We start from the raw sequence: 18,924 nt of genomic DNA, 5'->3' as shown, positions 1-18,924 counted from the left end.
CGCGCGCCAGGCTAGAAGGCGCGTAGGTCAAATGTGGGAGCGGGCTTGCCTGCGATAGCATCGACTCGGTACTGATGAAATACCGCGGCGCCTGCATCGCGGGCAAGCCCGGCTCCCACTAGAGCCCCGCCCCCACAGGGGTCTGTGTCAGGCTTTTAGTTGCTGATGGCGAGGATGCTCGCCTGGTACGACCCGACAAACACGTCAAAATCACCCACTTCGTTCTGCTCAAGCTCCGCCTGCTGCGCCAGCGAACTGCGCGCCAGCTCTTCAAAGCGTGCCTGTTCCTCTGCCTTCAACGGCTCGCTGCGGAAGTACTCCGCATGCACCTGGCTCTGATGCAGCGAGAACTGCGCAAAGCTCTCTTTACGCTCGCTCATCGCCGCCAGCACCTGGGCCGACGGGGTCAGGGACGAATCCTTGACCTTCGCCAGCTGCGCGTCCAGCGCCAGGCTGTGTTCATTGATGCCCTGGCTCTGGTCCAGCATCGCCGCCAGCGGAGCAATCTGCTCCAGCAGCTCTGCCGCCCATTCCTTCATGTCCACCGATTCGCCACGGCGCTGCAATTGCAGGCCCGGACGGCGGCCTTCCTTGACCACGCTGAGGAAGTTGGAGGTGGCGTTGCCGCACTCATTGTCGGCGAACAGCGGGCTGTCATTCAGCGCGCAATACAGCAGGAACGCATCGAGGAAGCGCGACTCTTGCAAGTCGATGCCCATCGGCAGGAACGGGTTGATGTCCAGGCAGCGCACTTCAATGTACTGGATGCCACGGGCCATCAGCGCCTGGATCGGCCGTTCGCCGGTGTAGGTCACGCGCTTGGGCCGGATGTTGGAGTAGTACTCGTTTTCGATCTGCAGGATGTTGGTGTTGAGCTGAACCCACTCACCGTCCTTATGGGTACCGACTTCGACGTACGGTGCGTAGGGTGTTGCCACAGCTTCGCGCAGGCTGTCGGTGTAGCTCGCCAGGTCGTTGTAGCACGGCGTCAGGCCGGCCTGGGCGTTGCTCTGGTAACCCAGGTCGCTCATGCGCAGGCTGGTGGCGTACGGCAGGTACAGGGTGTCGGCGTCCAGCACTTCGAGCTGGTGCGAACGACCGCGCAGGAAACCCGCGTCCAGGGCCGGCGAGGCGCCGAACAGGTACATCAGCAGCCAGCTGTAGCGGCGGAAGTTACGGATCAGCGCGATATAGGCCGTGGACTGGTAATCCCGGTCGGTGCCCACGAAGCCTTCGGCTTCCTTGAGCAACGGCCAGAGGTCTTCCGGCAGGGAAAAGTTGTAGTGGATCCCGGCGATGCACTGCATGGTCTTGCCGTACCGCAGGGCCAGGCCCTTGCGATACACGTACTTGAGCTGTCCGATGTTGGAGGTGCCGTAGTAGGCAATCGGAATATCTTCCTCGGCCGGCAACGGGCACGGCATCGATGGACTCCACAGGTACTCGCTGCCGAGCTTGCTGTAGGCAAAACGGTGGATCTTGTCGAGGCTGCTCAGGGTATCGGCCGGGTTGGGTAACGCCGGCGTGATGAACTCAAGCAGCGACTCGGAATAGTCGGTGGTGATCTGTTCGTGGGTCAGTGCAGCGCCCAGGGCCTCGGGATGCGGCGTTTGTGCCAGTCGGCCTTCACCGGTGACGCGCAGGCATTCGCGCTCGATGCCGTGCAGGCATTGCTCGAGCAAAGAGAGGTGTTCGTGCTTGCCGAGCAGGGCCAGGCGGCGGTTGAGAAGTTCGCTCAAGTTGGATTCCTTCACGCGTCAGTCGCCCCAATATGGGGGTGGTCAGGACGGTCTACAAGGGTGAAGTGGAAACTGGCGTTATCGCCTGGTTTTTGAGCCGGATTGACCCACTCTGAAAGAGCCGCCCTCGTCCCTGAATCTGGCTATCGCGCACGAGGAAAAGTTCGGCGCAACTTTCGAAGCGCCGAAATTAACTCAAATCGATGACAGGGAGCTATAGGACAGCGAAGGTGCCTTGTGCTTTTGCGACCAGTTTTTCGTCCTGGTACACGTCCGCCTCGACCACCAGCGTGCGCCGGCCCGGGTGAATCACTCGGGCGGTGCACAGCACATCGCCGTCGGAAACGGCGCGGATGTAGTTGATCTTGCATTCGATGGTCGCGCTCTGCTGGTCGAAACCATGGGAGCTGGAACACGCCAACCCCATGGCAATGTCCACCAGGCTGAAGATCGCCCCGCCATGGAGCTTGCCAGCGCGGTTGCGCAACTGCGGTTCCAGGGTCAAGGCCACCTCGGCAACACCGGTTTCCAGGCGCTGCAGGCGGCAGCCAATGAGTTCGCTGAACGCGCTGTGGGTCAAGCCGGCTGGCAGTTCCATTAACGTTTCTTCAGTTGTTTGGCGTTGGCGAACAGCGAAGCCATGGCGTTGTTGGCCGGGGCTGGCGCAGCGGTTTCCTTGCGGGGGGCGGCGCCTTGGGACTGGCGTGGCGCCGAGCCCGGGCGTGCGCCGCGGGCACCGTCGATTTTCTCGCCCGGGGTGTCGCTCATGCGCATCGACAGGCCGACGCGTTTGCGCGGGATGTCGACTTCCATGACCTTGACCTTGACCACATCACCGGCTTTCACCGCTTCACGCGGGTCCTTGATGAACTTCTCCGAAAGCGCAGAGATGTGCACCAAACCGTCCTGATGCACGCCGATATCCACAAACGCGCCGAAGTTGGTCACGTTGGTCACCACGCCTTCGAGGATCATCCCCAGTTGCAGGTCCTTGAGGTCTTCGACGCCTTCCTGGAACTCGGCGGTCTTGAACTCGGGACGCGGGTCGCGGCCAGGTTTTTCCAGCTCTTGCAGGATGTCGGTGATGGTCGGCACGCCGAAGGTTTCGTCGGTGTACTTCTTCGGGTCCAGGCGCTTGAGGAACGCGGCGTCGCCGATCAGCGAGCGGATGTCGCGGTCGGTTTCAGCGGCGATGCGTTGTACCAGCGGGTAGGCTTCCGGATGGACAGCCGAGGAGTCCAGCGGGTTGTCACCGTTCATGACGCGCAGGAAGCCGGCGGCTTGCTCGAAGGTTTTTTCGCCAAGGCGTGCGACTTTTTTCAGCGCTGCACGGGTCTTGAACGCACCGTTTTCGTCGCGGTGGGTCACGATGTTCTGCGCCAGGGTGGCGTTGAGGCCGGAGATGCGGGCCAGCAGCGCAACCGAAGCGGTGTTTACGTCCACGCCCACGGCGTTCACGCAGTCTTCAACCACGGCGTCCAGGCCGCGAGCCAGTTTCAGCTGCGACACGTCGTGCTGGTACTGGCCGACGCCGATGGATTTCGGGTCGATCTTCACCAGCTCGGCCAGTGGGTCCTGCAGGCGGCGAGCAATGGACACAGCGCCACGGATCGACACGTCGAGGTCCGGGAATTCCTTGGAAGCCAGTTCAGACGCGGAGTACACCGAAGCGCCGGCCTCGGAGACCATCACCTTGGTCATCTGCATGCCTGGGTATTTTTTGATCAGCTCGGCGGCCAGCTTGTCGGTTTCACGGCTGGCGGTGCCGTTGCCGATGGCGATCAGGTCCACCGAGTGCTTGGCGCACAGGGCGGCCAGGATGGCGATGGTCTGGTCCCACTTGTTGTGCGGCACGTGGGGGTAAACCGTGGCGTGATCCAGCAGCTTGCCGGTGGCGTCGACCACGGCAACCTTGCAGCCGGTGCGCAGGCCCGGGTCGAGGCCCAGGGTCGCGCGTGGGCCGGCGGGTGCGGCCAGCAGCAGGTCGTGCAGGTTGTGGGCGAATACGCTGATGGCTTCGGTTTCGGCGCCGTCGCGCAACTCGCCCAGCAGGTCGGTTTCCAGGTGGGTGTAGAGCTTGACCTTCCAGGTCCAGCGCACGACCTCACCGAGCCACTTGTCCGCAGGACGATTCTGATTCTGGATGCCGAACTGTTGACCGATCATGCCTTCGCACGGGTGCATGGTGCCTGGCAGCTCGTCGCCGACTTTCAGCGCGGAGCTCAGGATGCCTTCGTTGCGGCCGCGGAAAATCGCCAGTGCACGGTGGGACGGCATGCTTTTCAGCGGCTCGTCGTGTTCGAAATAATCGCGGAACTTGGCGCCTTCCTCTTCCTTGCCGGCGATCACGCGGGCACTGAGGGTGGCTTCCTGCTTCAGGTAGTTGCGCAGTTTTTCCAGCAGGTTGGCGTCTTCGGCGAAGCGCTCCATGAGGATGTACTTGGCGCCTTCGAGGGCGGCCTTGACGTCGGCCACGCCTTTTTCGGCATCGACAAAGCGTGCAGCTTCGGTTTCCGGGGCCAGGGACGGGTCATTGAACAGACCGTCGGCCAGCTCGCCGAGGCCGGCTTCCAGGGCGATCTGGCCCTTGGTGCGGCGCTTCTGCTTGTACGGCAGGTACAAGTCTTCGAGGCGGGTCTTGGTGTCGGCGAGCTTGATGTCGCGTTCCAGCTGCGGGGTCAGCTTGCCTTGCTCTTCGATGCTGGCGAGGATACTGATACGCCGTTCGTCGAGTTCTCGCAGGTAGCGCAGGCGCTCTTCCAGATGCCGCAACTGGATATCATCGAGGCTGCCGGTGACTTCTTTACGGTAACGGGCGATGAAGGGCACTGTGGAGCCTTCATCCAGTAGAGCGACGGCCGCTTCGACCTGTTGTGGGCGTACGCCGAGTTCCTCGGCGATGCGGCTGTTGATGCTGTCCATAAAACCACCTGAAATTCTGAAAGCAGGCTCGCAGGCCCGGAAAACAAGGCTCGCGAGGCTGGTTGAGCGGCCCGTCTGGCGCCGCTGCCTGGGTCAAGAGGCAGCCTATTGACCCTCGAAATCGAAAAAATCACTACAAGCGGGTGAAAAAAATCCCCTGGCAGTAAACGGTAACGAACTGACGTTGCCCTGCACAAAGGCGCCGCATTATAACCAGCGTTCTGCCCTTGGGGGGATTGCCGCCAAGGTTGTAGGGCGCGGGTTCGCTGGCGGTAGAGGAAAAATCTGCTAACAATGCACACGGTGCGTATAACGGCAGCTACGCCATAATGCGCGCCGAGATAAGAGGAGCATCTAATGAGCAGCACTGCACAAACTGCTGAAGGCGAAAAAATTCTCATCGTTGATGACGATCCGGGGCTGAGCAGCCTGCTGGAGCGTTTCTTCAACTCCAAGGGCTACCGTGCCCGCGCGGTGCCAAACACCGAACAGATGGACCGCCTGTTGGGACGTGAAGTCTTCAACCTGGTGGTGCTGGACCTGATGCTGCCCGGCGAAGACGGCCTGACCGCCTGCAAACGCCTGCGCGGCGCCAACAATCAGATCCCGATCATCATGCTGACCGCCAAGGGCGATGAGCTGAGCCGCATCAAGGGCCTGGAACTGGGCGCCGACGATTACCTGGCCAAGCCGTTCAACCCGGACGAGCTGATGGCACGGGTCAAGGCCGTACTGCGTCGCCAGGCCGCCCCGGTACCGGGCGCTCCAGGCAGCGAAGACGAAAGCGTGACCTTCGGCGACTACGAGTTGTCGCTGGCCACCCGTGAGCTCAAGCGTGGCGATGAAGTGCACATGCTGACCACCGGCGAATTCGCCGTGCTCAAGGCACTGGTGATGAACGCTCGCCAGCCGCTGACCCGCGACAAGCTGATGAACCTGGCCCGTGGCCGTGAGTGGGACGCCCTCGAGCGCTCCATCGACGTACAGATCTCCCGTCTGCGCCGGATGATCGAGCCCGATCCATCCAAGCCGCGTTATATCCAGACGGTGTGGGGTGTGGGTTACGTGTTTGTGCCGGATGGCACTGCAACCAAGTGACCGATGATTTGCAGAGGCGGGCGTGCCGGTGATGACTCGATAAGAGTCAGCCGGTTGCCCGGCGTTTGCAATTCTGCGAGCTTGGCTCGCTCCTGCAAGGTGTCCAGCTGTCTTTTATGAAAACCCCGTTGTGGTTCCCGCAGAGTTTCTTCTCACGCACCCTTTGGCTGGTGCTCATCGTCGTACTGTTTTCCAAGGCCCTGACACTGGTTTATCTGTTGATGAACGAAGACGTGCTGGTGGACCGGCAGTACAGCCACGGTGTCGCGCTGACCTTGCGCGCCTACTGGGCCGCAGACCCCGAGAACCGCGAGAAGATCGCCAAGGCCGCTACCCTGGTCCGGGTCGCGGGCGCGGGCGTGCCCGAGGGCGAGCAACATTGGCCCTACAGCGAAATCTACCAGCGCCAGATGCAGGCCGAACTGGGTGAAGACACCGAGGTGCGGCTGCGCATGCATGTGTCGCCGGCGCTGTGGGTGCGAGCGCCGAGCCTGGGGGAGGACTGGCTGAAAGTGCCGCTGTATCCGCATCCGTTGCGGGGGCAGAAGATCTGGAACGTGCTGGGCTGGTTCCTGGCGATTGGCTTGCTTTCCACCGCGTCTGCCTGGATTTTCGTGCGTCAGCTCAACCAGCCGCTCAAGCGCCTGGTGTTTGCGGCACGCCAGCTGGGCCAGGGCCGCAGTGTGCGCCTGCCCATCAGCGATACGCCGAGTGAAATGACCGAGGTGTACAGCGCATTCAACCAGATGGCCGAGGATGTCGAACAGGCGGGGCGCGAGCGCGAGCTGATGCTGGCGGGGGTGTCCCATGACCTGCGCACGCCGCTGACGCGATTGCGGCTTTCCCTGGAGCTGATGGGTAACCACACCGACCTTACCGACGACATGGTTCGAGACATCGAGGACATGGACGCGATTCTCGACCAGTTCCTCGCGTTTATCCGCGATGGCCGGGACGAGGTGGTGGAAGAGGTCGACCTGACGGACCTGGTTCGCGAGGTGGTTGCGCCCTATAACCAGAATGGCGAGCAGGTGCGGATGCGCCTGGAGCCGATCCAGCCGTTCGCGTTGCGTCGGGTCTCGATGAAGCGCCTGCTGAATAACCTGATTGGTAACGCGCTGCATCACGCCGGTTCCGATGTGGAAGTAGCAGCCTACGTTTCCGGGGATACCAGCGCGCCTTACGTGGTGCTGAGTGTCATGGACCGTGGGGCCGGCATCGATCCGGCGGAACTGGAAGGTATCTTCAACCCGTTCACCCGCGGCGACCGTGCCCGGGGTGGCAAAGGCACGGGCCTGGGGCTGGCGATTGTGCGGCGGATTGCTTCGATGCATGGCGGCAATGTCGAATTGCGCAACCGGCCGGATGGCGGCCTGGAAGCGCGAGTGCGCTTGCCGTTGGGGCTGATGTTGCCCAGGGACGCGGTCTAAATGTGGGAGCGGGCTTGCTCGCGAAGGCGGTGGGTCAGTCCATAGAAATGTCGACTGATCCACCGCCTTCGCGAGCAAGCCCGCTCCCACACTGGTTTTGCGGTGCTTTACAGGTTGGGTGTCCTCAACCTTTGCCTTTGGTCCTGGTCATATTCGGCCCACCACTCTTCTCCAGATGCTGAATGATGATCCCCGCCACATCCTTGCCGGTGGTGGTCTCAATTCCTTCCAGGCCCGGTGACGAGTTCACCTCCATCACCAGCGGCCCGTGGTTGGAGCGCAATATATCCACACCCGCCACGCTCAACCCCATGACCTTGGCTGCCCGCAGTGCGGTCATGCGTTCTTCCGGGGTGATCTTGATCAGGCTGGCACTGCCGCCACGGTGCAGGTTGGACCGAAACTCACCCGGCTTGGCCTGGCGCTTCATCGCGGCAATCACCTTGTCGCCCACCACGAAGCAGCGGATATCCGCACCGCCGGCTTCCTTGATGTACTCCTGCACCATGATGTTCTGCTTGAGGCCCATGAACGCCTCGATCACCGACTCGGCCGCAGTCGCGGTTTCACACAGCACCACGCCGATGCCCTGGGTGCCTTCCAGCACCTTGATCACCAGCGGCGCGCCGTTGACCATCTCGATCAGGTCGGGAATGTCATCCGGGGAGTGCGCAAAGCCGGTGACCGGCAAGCCAATGCCACGGCGCGACAGCAACTGCAGCGAGCGCAGCTTGTCCCGCGAACGGGCGATAGCCACCGATTCATTGAGGGGAGACACCCCCATCATTTCAAACTGGCGCAGTACCGCGCAGCCATAGAACGTCACCGAAGCACCGATACGCGGGATCACCGCGTCGAAGCCTTCCAGCGGTTTGCCCCGGTAGTGGATCTGCGGCTTATGACTGGCAATGTTCATATAGGCGCGCAACGTATCGATCACCACCATCTCATGGCCACGTTCGGTGCCGGCCTCGACCAGGCGACGGGTGGAATACAGACGCGGGTTACGCGACAGCACAGCGATCTTCATGCAGCACCTGTGGCAGAGGTAGTAGAGACCGGGAACACCGGCTTGTCTTGAACGTATTTGACGCCGGGACTGACCACCAGTTGGCCGTCAATCAGGGCCTTGGAGCCCAGCAACAGGCGGTAACGCATGGCCTTGCGGCAGGCGAGGGTGAATTCCACCCGCCATACCCGATCGCCCAGGGCCAGGGTGGTGCTGATCACATACCGCACCTGGGCCTGGCCGTTGGAGCTTTTAATGGTTTTCATCGCCACCAGCGGTGCTTCGCAGCGCCGGTGACGCAGTTGCACCACGCTGCCCAGGTGCGCGGTGAAGCGCACCCACTTTGCACCGTCGCGCTCAAATGGCTCGATCTCGGTGGCATGCAGGCTTGAGGTACTGGCGCCGGTGTCGATCTTGGCGCGCAGGCCTGCCACTCCCAAGTCGGGAAGTGCCACCCACTCACGCAGACCCACAACGGTCAAATGGTCAAATGTCTTCAATATGAATAACCGGCAATTAATTCGCCCAGGCGGCGGGTGATACCTCGGCCAGGGCTTTGAATGCAGGCTTGGCGAACCAGTAGCCCTGCATCAGAAATATTCCACAGTCGGCGAGAAAATCCCGCTCGCCGGCACTTTCGATGCCCTCGGCGATGACAGTAACGCCCAACTGCTCACAGATTGTGACAATCCCCCGGACGATCACCTGACGGACACGATCACGGTCGACATCGCGGATCAGCGCCATGTCGAGTTTGATCAGGTCAGGTTGGAAATCGGCCAGCAGATTCAGCCCCGAATAGCCCGCCCCGAAATCGTCGATGGCGGTCTTGAAGCCGAATTCGCGGTATTCACGCAGAATATTCGTCAAATGGCGATAGTTATCTACATGCTCGCTTTCCAGGGTCTCGAAAATCAGCCGATCCAACGGAAAATTATGCGCCCGGGCCGCCTCCAGGGTGCTGCGGATGCACAGTTCTGGTCGATAGACCGCATTGGGCATGAAGTTGATTGAAAGGTGCGTCTGCATGTTGAGTGTCGAAGCGGTGGCGATCGCGCGGGTGCGGCATTGCTGGTCGAAACGGTAGCGATTGCTGTCGTTGACCTGATCCAGCACCGTCAACGCGCCCTCACCGTTGACGCCGCGCACCAAGGCTTCATGGGCAAAGATCGACTGGTCACGCAGGTCCACGATAGGCTGATACGCAAAGGCGAACTCAAAGCCCAGCGGCTCACTTTGCTGGCAGCCCGCACAGGCTTGTTTGGGCGAGGTCAGTGAAATGGGAAAGTCGGTCACACGTTAACCTCGCGAAAACAGGATGCTACCTGGCGTATCTTAGGTGAGCTCAAGGGTTTATGCGTTGAAGGGTTTCAACGGTAAAGTTGCGACATTTTTCAAAGCGAGGAATTCAAGTGGCTCAGAAGCAGGAAGAGGAAGAAAAAGTCCGTTTGGACAAGTGGTTGTGGGCGGCGCGTTTCTTCAAGACCCGTGCCTTGGCCAAGGCGGCGATCGAGAGTGGCAAGGTGCATTGGCGCGGCGAGCGTTGCAAGCCCGGCAAGGAGCCACGCATCGGCGATGAGTTCCAGATCCGTGCCGGGTTTGATGAACGAACCGTCGTGGTCCAGGCGCTTTCAATTGTGCGAAGGGGCGCTCCCGAGGCGCAGGCGTTGTATACCGAGACCGAAGCCAGCATCGCCAAGCGCGAAAACGCGGCGGCCATGCGCAAGGCGGGGTCCCTGGGCATGACCACCGACGGCAAGCCAAGCAAGAAACAGCGGCGCGACCTGTTCAAGTTTCGCGGCAGTGGCAATGATGATTAATCGGCAGACCGCAGGAGCCAGGTCGGCTCCTGCTATTTCAACTCAAACGCTGCGAATCACGCTCAAGCGATTAACCAGCGGTACTCGCCGAAACAACTCAAACACCGGGCCCGTCACTCGCACCAGCCCCCGCGAAACCTTCGCTGCAAAGGGTGTGTAGTAACCCCAGCCCAACGCCAACAGCGCCAGCAACACCCCACCGATATAATCGTCCTGCCCCCAATGCGCACCGGCCACCAGCCGCGGCATCATGAACAGCAGCGCCAAGCCCCAGATCACCAGCACCTGCCCGATCCGCTTGGCAAACACGGTCATGAACATCCCCCAGATCAGCAATACCGATGCATGATCCCCCGGGAAGCTCTGGCTGGAGCGGTCCTTCAACTCCCATGTCTTCTCCAGGCCCGGGAAATAGTCGCTCATCTGAATCGCGCCGCTGATCACCATCGACGGGCTATGGTGTTGCCAGCCCATCTGCGCCGCCAGCTTGGAAAACAGCATGCGGATAAACAGCAACAGCAGCAGAATGCCCAGGAAGCCGAAAAACGCCTGGCGCACTTCAATCGCCTTGAACACCCAGTCGCCACGGATCAACAGCGTCAGCAGAATCACCCCGACCACCGCGTCAAACGGCCGCAAACTGGCCACCGCCCACACATGCAGCCACGCGGAGCTGCTTGCCAGCGGGTCATTGAGCAGATGAAACAGCCACTCGTCGAAAACCGTGCAGAGCGCCTGGCCCGCCGGCCAGAGCCAAAAACACAGCAGCCCCACAGCGAGTAAATTACACAGGGCCAATCGACCGAGGTCCCACCTGGCTTGGAACAAACCCGGATTGTTCATAAACTGTTTCCTCTTAGCTTTAAAGCGCTTCGTTTTCCCGCAGAAGGCCGCACCAAAACGGTGCTAAAGCGTGTAATTCTATAAACCTTGTCATCTTTTTGTCATCAATTCAGATACCCAGACCTATGACTGATCTACCGGATACCGACTTCACCCAACGCTTCATCTTCGACGACAGCGACGCCCGCGGCGAACTGGTCGCCCTGGAGCGCAGCTATGCCGAAGTCCTCGCCAAGCACCCCTATCCGGAGCCGGTCGCGCAATTGCTCGGCGAGCTGATGGCGGCTGCCTCGCTGCTGGTGGGCACCCTGAAGTTCGATGGCTTGCTGATCCTGCAGGCCCGTTCCGAAGGCCCGATCCCGCTGCTGATGATCGAATGCTCCAGCGAGCGCGAAATCCGTGGGCTGGCCCGCTACGACGCGGACCGCATCGCCGCCGATGCGACCCTGGCTGACCTGATGCCAGACGGCGTGCTGGCCCTGACCGTCGATCCGACGGTAGGCCAGCGTTACCAGGGCATCGTCGACCTCGACGGCGAAACCCTGTCCGACTGCTTCACCAATTATTTCGTGATGTCCCAGCAAGTGGGCACCCGCTTCTGGCTCAACGCCGACGGCAAGCGCGCCCGTGGCCTGCTGCTGCAACAACTGCCGGCCGACCGCATCAAGGACGAAGAAGACCGCGCCGACAGCTGGGCCCACATCACCGCCCTGGCCGGCACCCTGAAAGCCGAAGAGTTGCTGGGCCTGGATAACGAAACCATCCTGCACCGCCTCTACCACGAAGAGGCCGTGCGCCTGTTCGACGTGCAGTCCCTGCGTTTCCACTGCAGCTGCTCCCGCGAACGCTCGGCCACGGCCCTGGTCAGCCTGGGCCTGGAAGATGCGCAGGACCTGGTGGTGGAACACGGTGGCAACATCGAGATCGACTGCCAGTTCTGCAACCAGCGCTACCTGTTCGACGCTGCCGATATTGCTCAATTATTCGCCGGCGCGGGCGTAGATACCCCTTCAGGCACCCGCCACTAAAACGTTTAAGCACAGGTAAATCACCTGACAAACGCCGGATTTCCGCCGTTCTGACCGGAGGGCCCTACTCTTTTTGGGCTTTTCTGGCATAATCCGGCCCACTTTTTTCGCGGTAGTAGTGCGCAACTTTCTACTACAAAACGTTTGGAGCACTCGGCCACTGGCCGACGGGGAACCTCATGACGCAAGCCAATAACGCCGTATACACCGATCTGAGTGTTGACGATCTGGTCAAAGAAGCCCTGCAGCGCGGTGAAGGCGTGCTTGCCGATACCGGTGCGCTGGTCGTAGAAACCGGTCACCGTACCGGCCGTTCGCCAGTCGACCGCTTCATCGTTGAAGAGCCTTCCACCCAGGCTGCCATTGCCTGGGGCCCGATCAACCGCAAGTTCCCGGCCGACAAGTTCGATGCCCTGTGGGCTCGCGTCGAGGCATTCAACAACGCGCAAGAGCATTTCGTTTCCCACGTTCACGTAGGGGCTGCAGAAGACCACTACCTGGCCGTGAAAATGACCACCCAGACTGCCTGGCAGAACCTGTTCGGTCGTTGCCTGTTCATCAACCCGGCCCAGTACAACCCGGCCGGTCGTGACGAGTGGCAAGTGCTCAACGTGGCCAACTTCGAGTGCGTGCCAGAGCGTGACGGCACCAACTCCGACGGTTGCGTGATCCTCAACTTCGCCCAGAAAAAAGTCCTGATCGCCGGCATGCGTTACGCCGGTGAGATGAAAAAAGCCATGTTCTCGGTGCAGAACTTCCTGCTGCCGGCCTCCGACGTGCTGCCGATGCACTGCGCCGCCAACATCGGCGAAGCCGGCGACGTGACCCTGTTCTTCGGTCTGTCGGGCACCGGTAAAACCACCCTGTCCGCCGACGAAAGCCGCTACCTGATCGGCGACGACGAACACGGCTGGGGCGAAGGTGTGGTGTTCAACATCGAAGGCGGTTGCTATGCCAAGTGCATCGACCTGTCCGAGAAGAACGAGCCGGTGATCTGGAAAGCCATCAAGCACGGCACCGTGCTCGAAAACGTGGTGATCGACGATGCCAAGCACGCCGACTACACCAACGTCAGCCTGACCCAGAACAGCCGCGCCGCCTACCCGCTGGAGCACGTGGCCAAGCGTTCCGAGAAAAACCTCGGTGGCGAGCCAAACGCTGTGATCTTCCTGACCTGCGACCTGACCGGCGTACTGCCGCCCGTGTCGATCCTCAGCGAAGAACAAGCGGCGTACCACTTCCTGTCCGGCTACACCGCTCTGGTGGGCTCGACCGAAATGGGTTCGGGCGGCGGCATCAAGTCGACCTTCTCCACCTGCTTCGGCGCGCCATTCTTCCCACGCCCGGCTGGTGAATACGCAGAACTGCTGATCAAGCGCGTGCGTGGCTTCGGCTCCAAGGTCTACCTGGTCAACACCGGCTGGACCGGCGGCGGCTACGGCGTTGGCAAGCGCTTCAACATCCCGACCACCCGTGGCGTGATTGCAGCGATCCAGAGCGGTGCGTTGATTGGTGCCGAGACCGAGCACCTGGACACCATCAACCTGGACGTGCCATTGGCTGTACCGGGCGTCGAGACTGGCCTGTTGAACCCACGTAACACCTGGGCTGACAAGGCTGCCTACGATGAAGCGGCGAAAGCGCTGGCGGGTCTGTTCATCGAGAACTTCAAGAAGTTTGAAGTGAGCGATGCGATCAAGGCTGCGGGTCCGAAGTTGTAAGATTCGGCCGTTGTGAAAAAGCCGCCCCTAGTGGGCGGCTTTTTTGTGGGCGAAGGATCAGTCGACGAGGTGCAGAACCACGGCTCCCACTAACACCAGCACCACACCGGTCACTTGCACCGCTGACAGCCGCTCCTTGAAAAACACAAACCCCAGAATCGCGGCGATCCCACCGGACAGGGTGCTGATCACCGTCACCACGGAAACCGACCCCGCCATTGCACCCCACGAGAACGCCGAGAACCCACCCAGGTTCATCAGGCTCGCGCTGGTCAGCGTTGCGCAGTTTTTCAGCGGTGGGATTTTCAGGCCGTCTTTGATCTTAAGCACCATCAACACCAGGACGCACAGGCCAACCAAATACCCAAGCCAAAGCATCGTGACCGGGCCAAGCGTCGGCAGGGTGTAGCGGCCCTGCACCCAGAAGCTTGTGCCGTAGAGCAACGCTGCGAGCATCGCGTAGGCGATTGAGCGGCTGGAGCTGTTGTGAGGGATGCCATTGTCCTTGTGAATGCTGGACAGGATCACGCCAATTACGCAGAGAGCGATGCAGCCGAGCTGGATCAGGCTGATGTGTTCGCCGCTGGCCCATGACAGCAAAGTGGTCACGACACCGTAGGACGTCACCAGCGGCGCGACAATGGCCGCTTTGCCCAGCGAGAAGGCCTTGGACAGCGCAAGGGCGCCGGAGACGGTCAGCAGGGCTGCTGCGGCTCCCAGGAGCCACACACTCAAAGGCGCCGCGAGGGATTTGACGAGGAAGGCCGGGAATATGACCAGCAGCAGGGTCATGATCAGGAAGCCCAGCGCCTGGCCGAAGTACACCGCGCGTTTGACGCCGACAGCTCGGGCGTTGAGGCCCACGAGGAAGTCCGTGCCGCCCCAGAGCAGGGCGGCCAGCAGGCCCATTAGTACGTCCATGTAAGGTCCTTGTTATTTTTTTGAGAGCTGCGGTGTATCGGCTTATAGGTGTGTCGGCTGTCCGGGCCTCATCGCGGGCAAGCCCGGCTCCCACAGTTGATCTTCAGCGTGTTTGGAGTTTGTGTTCGCTCAGGTTTTCCAGGGTTTGGGTGTCCCAGCGTTGGGTCTTGATCGCGAGGTATAGCATGCCGATGGTCAGCGGGATTTTGTCGCCGCGGCCTTTGGCTCTGTGTTTCAGGAAGACGTCGAAGACAGGAGGCTGGAAGTAACGATAAGCGTCGTAGTCGTTCAGGTCGACGGCGAAGTCTTGTTCCAGCGCCTCCATCAATTGATTGGCTTCGGCGCCGTCGCAACCCAGGTCCAGGTTGATGGCCGTTTCAAGGCGCAGCGTCTTATGTTCAGGCAGGCCAATTTCTTCATGCAGCAGTTGCAAGAGCTGTTGCATGGCAAAGTCTTCAGGAAAGTTGGGGGCCAGGTTCATGGTGGTTACGCGTGAGTGGGCAGAGCGACTGACTTTATCGATCGAACCGTGATCCTTCAAACGAAACAGGTCAAATGTGGGAGCCGGGCTTGCCCGCGATGGCGGTGTGTCAGTGGTAGAAGTGTTTTCTGACACTCCGCTATCGCAGGCAAGCCAGCTCCCACGTTTTTAGCTGTGTGGCTGCTCAGGTGGTGTTCGCTTTACGGCGTCGGTGGTGGTGAGTTGCATCATGCCGGTTTGGGCGACTTCCAGTAGATCGCAACCGTCCTGGACGAGCAGATACAGGGCGTTGGTGATGTGCGAAATATCTTTGAGGTCGGCCTGTTCGAAGGTCAGGCAGGAGAAGGTTTCCAGGAGGTCGGCTGCGGCGCGGATGCGTTGGTGGGCTGCGGACTGGATATCTTCGGCGGCGGCTTCGGTGTCGATGAGCAGGGGGTGGGAATCGGTGAAGTTGGTGCCAAGTGGAAGGTAGCGGTTTGTCGCTTCAGGTGTTTGCATTTGAAGGTACTCGGTTTGCTGTTAAGTAACCGTCGTCACCGTGGCCAAACGATGGGTGGCGGACTGTGCGCAGGTTGGCCAACCGGAAACAGCAATCCGGCACGTCCGAGGACGTCCCACACACAGCCGCCATAACATTGCGCTGAGAGGACGATAGACGTCCGCCAGACAAGTGATGGCACTTATGTGTGCTGTTTTCGAGTGACCAAACCCGGTCGCTGAATTTGCAACGACGGGGCGAACCTTGGCGGGAGTGTGGGGCGAGAGCAATAAACAGATCGTTACCAGCTTTAACGGATACTGATCGTTCCCACGCTCCGCGTGGGAATGCATCCCGTGACGCTCCGCGTCACCAGTGTTCATGGCTTGGGTCGTGCGCGGATGACGGGACGCGGAGCGTCCCTGGCGGCATTCCCACGCGGAGCGTAGGGAGCGATCGGGGCTAGCGCGGGGTGCTGATACACCGCTCGAAAATCGCCTCCAACCCCCGATAATCACACGCCACCGCATCAATGTTCGCCGGTATCCACGCCGCATTCTTCACCAGCCACCAGTTCACTGAAAACCCGGCATTCACGATGATCTGCTCGAACAGAATCCGCTGCGCCCGGCCATTCCCTTCGCGAAACGGGTGGATCACGTTGAGGTCGCCATAAGCTTCGGCGACTTGCGTCACCAACTCCGCCTGCGTCACCCCGACAAACCAGTTCGCCTGCGCCATGTGCTGGATGATCTTGCTCGCCTCAGGCGGGATGCGCTCCGGTGTGCAGAACAGCGTGTCGCCTTTCTGGATGTTGACCGTACGCAGTTCCCCGGCCCATTCGTAAATGTCTGCGAACAGGGTGCGGTGGATGTGTTGCAGGCGTTCCAGGTCGTAGGGCGGGGGATACAGCGGAAGGCTGCCGACAGCGATTTCAGACAGTTCCCGCTCGGCCTGGTGCAGGCGTTCTTCGTCAAACAAATCGAGGCGGTTACGCAGGACGCTGCTACCGGGGTAGCAGTACGGGTCCTGGCCCACGCCATATTTGTCGAGCATCAGCGTGGGGTGTTGCGGTACTTGGCGAGGACGGCTTCGCGGGTCGGCAGGGGTTTGTCGACGTCGGCGGGCTGGGTGTCGAACCCTTCCAGGCGCAGGCTGGCCAGGTAGTTGGAACGACGGATCTTGTCGTAGTGATCCTGCTTTTGCTCAAACGTCAGTTCGGCCATGACAGCGTCCTCTCGGTGCGAAGGTTGATTGTAGCGCAATGAGTTTCGAGATGCGTCCCGCGTAAGGTTGGAACGATTCTTACGGGTGCCTACTCCACTTCCCAGGCTGTGTATCATCCAGACTCTTTTTTCCTTGCGACCTTTCTCGATTCGCTGAATGCGCTGGTCTATGTTTTGGGCTCGTTCAGCGGTCAATGGAGTGACAGCTTATGCACAACACCCTCCAACAGGTCTTCGGTTATCCACAGTTTCGTTTGGGCCAGGAGGCGGTGGTCAGTGCCGTGCTGGCCGGCCGTTCGGCGGCGGCAATTTTCCCCACCGGTTCCGGCAAGTCCCTGTGTTATCAACTTTCCGCTGTGTTGCTGCCGCACCTGACGCTGGTGGTGTCGCCGTTGCTGGCGCTGATGCAGGACCAGTTGGGTTTCCTGCAGCGCCACGGTATCTCGGCGGGCAGCATCGACTCGGCCCAGAGCCGCGATGATGCCAATGACGTCATGGCCCGGGCGCGTTCGGGCGAGCTGAAGATCCTGATGGTTTCCGTGGAGCGCTTGAAGAACGAGCGCTTTCGCAACTTCCTGCAAAGCGTGCCGATCTCGCTGCTGGTGGTGGATGAGGCCCACTGTATTTCCGAATGGGGCCATAACTTTCGCCCGGACTACCTGAAGCTGCCGGATTACCAACGCCAGTTCCGCATCCCCCAGGCGCTGCTGCTGACCGCCACGGCGACCCCCAAAGTGATCGCCGACATGCAGGCCAAGTTCGCCATTGCACCTGACGATGTGATCACCACCGGGTTCTACCGCTCCAACCTCAACCTGCTGGTTGAGCCCGTCAGTGGCCAGGACAAGCGACGACGGCTGGTGACGTGGATGCAGGAGCGAGCCAATCAGCCAAGCATCGTCTACGTCACGCTGCAAAAAACCGCGGAGCAGATTGCCGAGCATTTGAATCGCAATGGAATCCAGGCCGAGGCTTATCACGCGGGCCTGGCTCACGATAAGCGGGAAGCCATTCAGAAGCGATTCATGGGCGGTCAGTCCAACTGCATCGTCGCCACCATTGCCTTCGGCATGGGCATCGACAAAAGCGATATCCGCAACGTGGTGCACTTCGACCTGCCCAAATCCATCGAGAACTACAGCCAGGAAATCGGCCGCGCCGGGCGTGACGGGCAGCCGTCTGAGTGTCTGGTTCTGGCCAACCGCGACAGCCTGAATATCCTGGAAAACTTTGTGTACGGCGATACGCCGGAACAGGAAGGTATTCGCCGAGTCCTGGAGGAAATACAGGCGGTCCGTGCCGATGGGCAGTGGGAGTTTATGCTCCGCTCACTGTCGGACCACAGCAACATCCGTGAACTACCGCTGAAGACCTTGCTCGTGCAGCTTGAACTCAAGGGTGTGATCGCGCCGCGCTACGCGTTTTATGCCGAATACCGCTTCAAGTATTTGATTGAACCAGAGGCATTGCTGGCGCGTTTTACCGGCGAGCGGCAGCAGTTTGTCGCAGCGATTATCCAGGTCTGCAAACGGGCGAAAACCTGGGCGACGGTGGATTTCGACGCGCTGTATCAACAGCACCAGGCCGAGCGCAGCCGGGTGGTGAAGGCCCTGGATTACTTTCAGGAACAAGGCCTGATCGAGATGGAAAGCCGGCAGATGACCGAGGTTTACGCCCTGCTGAATACCGACTTCGATCCACAGGCGCTGAGCACGGAGTTATACACAGGCTTCAAGCAGCATGAGGTGACGGAGGTGGCGCGAATTCACGCCATGCTGGATCTGTTCGCGACACAGGAGTGCCTGGGCTATCGCCTGGCGCACTATTTCGGCGATGAAAACGCGCCCCGGCAATGCGGGCATTGTTCGGTATGCCACGGTAACGTCGCCCACTTGCCGGCGCCGCCGAGCTTGCCGCCGCTTGTGGATAAAAACTTTCTCGCGCTTTGCGGTGAATTTATCCACAGCCACCATGAGTACAGCGGCGACTTGCCAAGCGCGGAGCGGCTGACACGGTTTTTATGCGGTCTCAGCGTGCCGTTGTTTACCAAGCTGAAGGCACGAGGGATTCCAGGTTTCGCGGTACTGGAGGAGTATCCCTATGCAGAGGTTCGTGCATGGGCGGAGGCAGGGTTGGAGGCACTCTGATTTCCGGTCTGGTAGGTCGCGCTTTCCCTTCCAGTGGCAGACGCCGCCGACAGCCGGACCG

Annotated in this window: 18 protein-coding genes; 6 read left to right on the top strand and 12 right to left on the bottom strand. The window is 60.6% G+C overall.

Annotated elements, in window-relative coordinates; translation table 11 throughout:
* Positions 1-155: 155 nt before the first annotated feature.
* The 3 genes from gshA to HX811_RS08790 all read right to left on the bottom strand — a co-directional run bounded on the left by gshA (position 156) and on the right by HX811_RS08790 (position 4,661).
* On the bottom strand, positions 156-1,739 hold the full coding sequence (gshA, locus tag HX811_RS08800; protein ID WP_177045583.1) for a glutamate--cysteine ligase: 1,584 nt from the start codon (positions 1,737-1,739) through the stop codon (positions 156-158).
* A 214-nt stretch (positions 1,740-1,953) separates the two neighbouring features.
* Entirely contained in the window at positions 1,954-2,337 is a 384-nt protein-coding gene (locus HX811_RS08795) for a PaaI family thioesterase (protein ID WP_003213170.1), read from the bottom strand.
* Positions 2,337-4,661, bottom strand: a complete 2,325-nt coding sequence (locus tag HX811_RS08790; RefSeq protein WP_177045581.1) for a Tex family protein — start codon at positions 4,659-4,661, stop codon at positions 2,337-2,339. Before HX811_RS08790 ends, HX811_RS08795 begins: the two co-directional genes overlap by 1 nt.
* A 357-nt stretch (positions 4,662-5,018) precedes the next feature.
* Here HX811_RS08790 and ompR point away from each other — a divergent pair, with 357 nt between their 5' ends.
* Positions 5,019-5,759 carry a two-component system response regulator OmpR gene (ompR, locus tag HX811_RS08785; protein ID WP_003213175.1) on the top strand — a complete coding sequence of 247 codons (741 nt, stop codon included), beginning with the start codon at positions 5,019-5,021 and terminating at the stop codon, positions 5,757-5,759.
* A 116-nt stretch (positions 5,760-5,875) separates the two neighbouring features.
* Positions 5,876-7,189, top strand: a complete 1,314-nt coding sequence (locus HX811_RS08780; protein WP_003213176.1) for an ATP-binding protein — start codon at positions 5,876-5,878, stop codon at positions 7,187-7,189.
* Between the two features lie 124 nt (positions 7,190-7,313).
* On the opposite strand, the gene rimK is transcribed toward HX811_RS08780, so the two are convergent.
* Genes rimK through HX811_RS08765 form a run of 3 tightly spaced genes read right to left on the bottom strand, consistent with a single transcriptional unit; the run spans position 7,314 to position 9,494 of the window.
* Positions 7,314-8,219: a 30S ribosomal protein S6--L-glutamate ligase gene (gene rimK, locus HX811_RS08775; RefSeq protein WP_003213178.1), complete on the bottom strand. Its 906-nt coding sequence runs from the start codon at positions 8,217-8,219 to the stop codon at positions 7,314-7,316.
* Positions 8,216-8,680: an ATP-dependent zinc protease gene (locus HX811_RS08770; protein ID WP_371132397.1), complete on the bottom strand. Its 465-nt coding sequence runs from the start codon at positions 8,678-8,680 to the stop codon at positions 8,216-8,218. The genes rimK and HX811_RS08770 overlap by 4 nt, the downstream gene beginning before the upstream one ends.
* 34 nt (positions 8,681-8,714) lie before the next feature.
* Entirely contained in the window at positions 8,715-9,494 is a 780-nt protein-coding gene (locus tag HX811_RS08765; protein ID WP_177045579.1) for an EAL domain-containing protein, read from the bottom strand.
* A 116-nt stretch (positions 9,495-9,610) separates the two neighbouring features.
* Between HX811_RS08765 and HX811_RS08760 the strand changes: the two genes are divergently transcribed.
* Positions 9,611-10,018 (top strand): RNA-binding S4 domain-containing protein, encoded by a 408-nt coding sequence (locus tag HX811_RS08760; RefSeq protein WP_003213184.1) that lies wholly within the window; start codon positions 9,611-9,613, stop codon positions 10,016-10,018.
* A gap of 42 nt (positions 10,019-10,060) precedes the next feature.
* Here the strand turns inward: HX811_RS08760 and HX811_RS08755 are convergent, their stop codons facing one another.
* Positions 10,061-10,861 carry a phosphatase PAP2 family protein gene (locus tag HX811_RS08755; protein ID WP_134325547.1) on the bottom strand — a complete coding sequence of 267 codons (801 nt, stop codon included), beginning with the start codon at positions 10,859-10,861 and terminating at the stop codon, positions 10,061-10,063.
* Between the two features lie 125 nt (positions 10,862-10,986).
* Between HX811_RS08755 and hslO the strand changes: the two genes are divergently transcribed.
* Together hslO and HX811_RS08745 are read left to right on the top strand one after the other, a co-directional pair.
* The gene (gene hslO, locus HX811_RS08750) at positions 10,987-11,889 is read left to right on the top strand and encodes an Hsp33 family molecular chaperone HslO (RefSeq protein ID WP_102367891.1); all 903 of its coding nucleotides are present in this window, start codon (positions 10,987-10,989) and stop codon (positions 11,887-11,889) included.
* Positions 11,890-12,068: 179 nt separating this feature from the next.
* Positions 12,069-13,610: a phosphoenolpyruvate carboxykinase gene (locus HX811_RS08745; RefSeq protein ID WP_177009301.1), complete on the top strand. Its 1,542-nt coding sequence runs from the start codon at positions 12,069-12,071 to the stop codon at positions 13,608-13,610.
* 57 nt (positions 13,611-13,667) lie between these two features.
* Here the strand turns inward: HX811_RS08745 and HX811_RS08740 are convergent, their stop codons facing one another.
* The 5 genes from HX811_RS08740 to HX811_RS08720 form a co-directional block, all read right to left on the bottom strand.
* Complete coding sequence (locus HX811_RS08740; protein ID WP_102367892.1) at positions 13,668-14,519, bottom strand: DMT family transporter; 852 nt, start codon at positions 14,517-14,519, stop codon at positions 13,668-13,670.
* A 115-nt stretch (positions 14,520-14,634) separates the two neighbouring features.
* The gene (locus HX811_RS08735) at positions 14,635-15,012 is read right to left on the bottom strand and encodes a DUF1493 family protein (RefSeq protein ID WP_177045577.1); all 378 of its coding nucleotides are present in this window, start codon (positions 15,010-15,012) and stop codon (positions 14,635-14,637) included.
* Between the two features lie 168 nt (positions 15,013-15,180).
* Positions 15,181-15,510, bottom strand: coding sequence for a hypothetical protein (locus HX811_RS08730; protein ID WP_177045575.1), 330 nt, complete (start codon positions 15,508-15,510; stop codon positions 15,181-15,183).
* Between the two features lie 442 nt (positions 15,511-15,952).
* Positions 15,953-16,546, bottom strand: a complete 594-nt coding sequence (locus HX811_RS08725; RefSeq protein WP_008435782.1) for a putative adenosine monophosphate-protein transferase Fic — start codon at positions 16,544-16,546, stop codon at positions 15,953-15,955.
* Positions 16,546-16,716 (bottom strand): YhfG family protein, encoded by a 171-nt coding sequence (locus HX811_RS08720; protein ID WP_003213201.1) that lies wholly within the window; start codon positions 16,714-16,716, stop codon positions 16,546-16,548. The genes HX811_RS08725 and HX811_RS08720 overlap by 1 nt, the downstream gene beginning before the upstream one ends.
* Positions 16,717-16,925: 209 nt before the next feature.
* Between HX811_RS08720 and HX811_RS08715 the strand changes: the two genes are divergently transcribed.
* A complete protein-coding gene (locus HX811_RS08715; protein ID WP_177045574.1) occupies positions 16,926-18,863 on the top strand; it encodes an ATP-dependent DNA helicase RecQ in 1,938 nt (645 codons plus the stop codon).
* Positions 18,864-18,924 lie beyond the last annotated feature (61 nt).

It is taken from the genome of Pseudomonas sp. F8002 (assembly GCF_013385495.1).
Taxonomy (GTDB): Bacteria; Pseudomonadota; Gammaproteobacteria; order Pseudomonadales; family Pseudomonadaceae; genus Aquipseudomonas.
The sequence above is the reverse complement of the archived record's forward strand: the minus strand, read 5'-3'. Positions and strand labels throughout refer to the sequence as shown.

Bases quoted from the DNA above. Each gene is read 5' to 3' on its own strand.
- HX811_RS08795 (WP_003213170.1), bottom strand. From the start codon at position 2,337: ATGGAACTGCCAGCCGGCTTGACCCACAGCGCGTTCAGCGAACTCATT.
- HX811_RS08790 (WP_177045581.1), bottom strand. From the start codon at position 4,661: ATGGACAGCATCAACAGCCGCATCGCCGAGGAACTCGGCGTACGCCCA.
- ompR (WP_003213175.1), top strand. From the start codon at position 5,019: ATGAGCAGCACTGCACAAACTGCTGAAGGCGAAAAAATTCTCATCGTT.
- HX811_RS08780 (WP_003213176.1), top strand. From the start codon at position 5,876: ATGAAAACCCCGTTGTGGTTCCCGCAGAGTTTCTTCTCACGCACCCTT.
- rimK (WP_003213178.1), bottom strand. From the start codon at position 8,219: ATGAAGATCGCTGTGCTGTCGCGTAACCCGCGTCTGTATTCCACCCGT.
- HX811_RS08755 (WP_134325547.1), bottom strand. From the start codon at position 10,861: ATGAACAATCCGGGTTTGTTCCAAGCCAGGTGGGACCTCGGTCGATTG.
- hslO (WP_102367891.1), top strand. From the start codon at position 10,987: ATGACTGATCTACCGGATACCGACTTCACCCAACGCTTCATCTTCGAC.
- HX811_RS08745 (WP_177009301.1), top strand. From the start codon at position 12,069: ATGACGCAAGCCAATAACGCCGTATACACCGATCTGAGTGTTGACGAT.
- HX811_RS08740 (WP_102367892.1), bottom strand. From the start codon at position 14,519: ATGGGCCTGCTGGCCGCCCTGCTCTGGGGCGGCACGGACTTCCTCGTG.
- HX811_RS08735 (WP_177045577.1), bottom strand. From the start codon at position 15,012: ATGAACCTGGCCCCCAACTTTCCTGAAGACTTTGCCATGCAACAGCTC.
- HX811_RS08730 (WP_177045575.1), bottom strand. From the start codon at position 15,510: ATGCAAACACCTGAAGCGACAAACCGCTACCTTCCACTTGGCACCAAC.
- HX811_RS08725 (WP_008435782.1), bottom strand. From the start codon at position 16,546: ATGCTCGACAAATATGGCGTGGGCCAGGACCCGTACTGCTACCCCGGT.
- HX811_RS08720 (WP_003213201.1), bottom strand. From the start codon at position 16,716: ATGGCCGAACTGACGTTTGAGCAAAAGCAGGATCACTACGACAAGATC.
- HX811_RS08715 (WP_177045574.1), top strand. From the start codon at position 16,926: ATGCACAACACCCTCCAACAGGTCTTCGGTTATCCACAGTTTCGTTTG.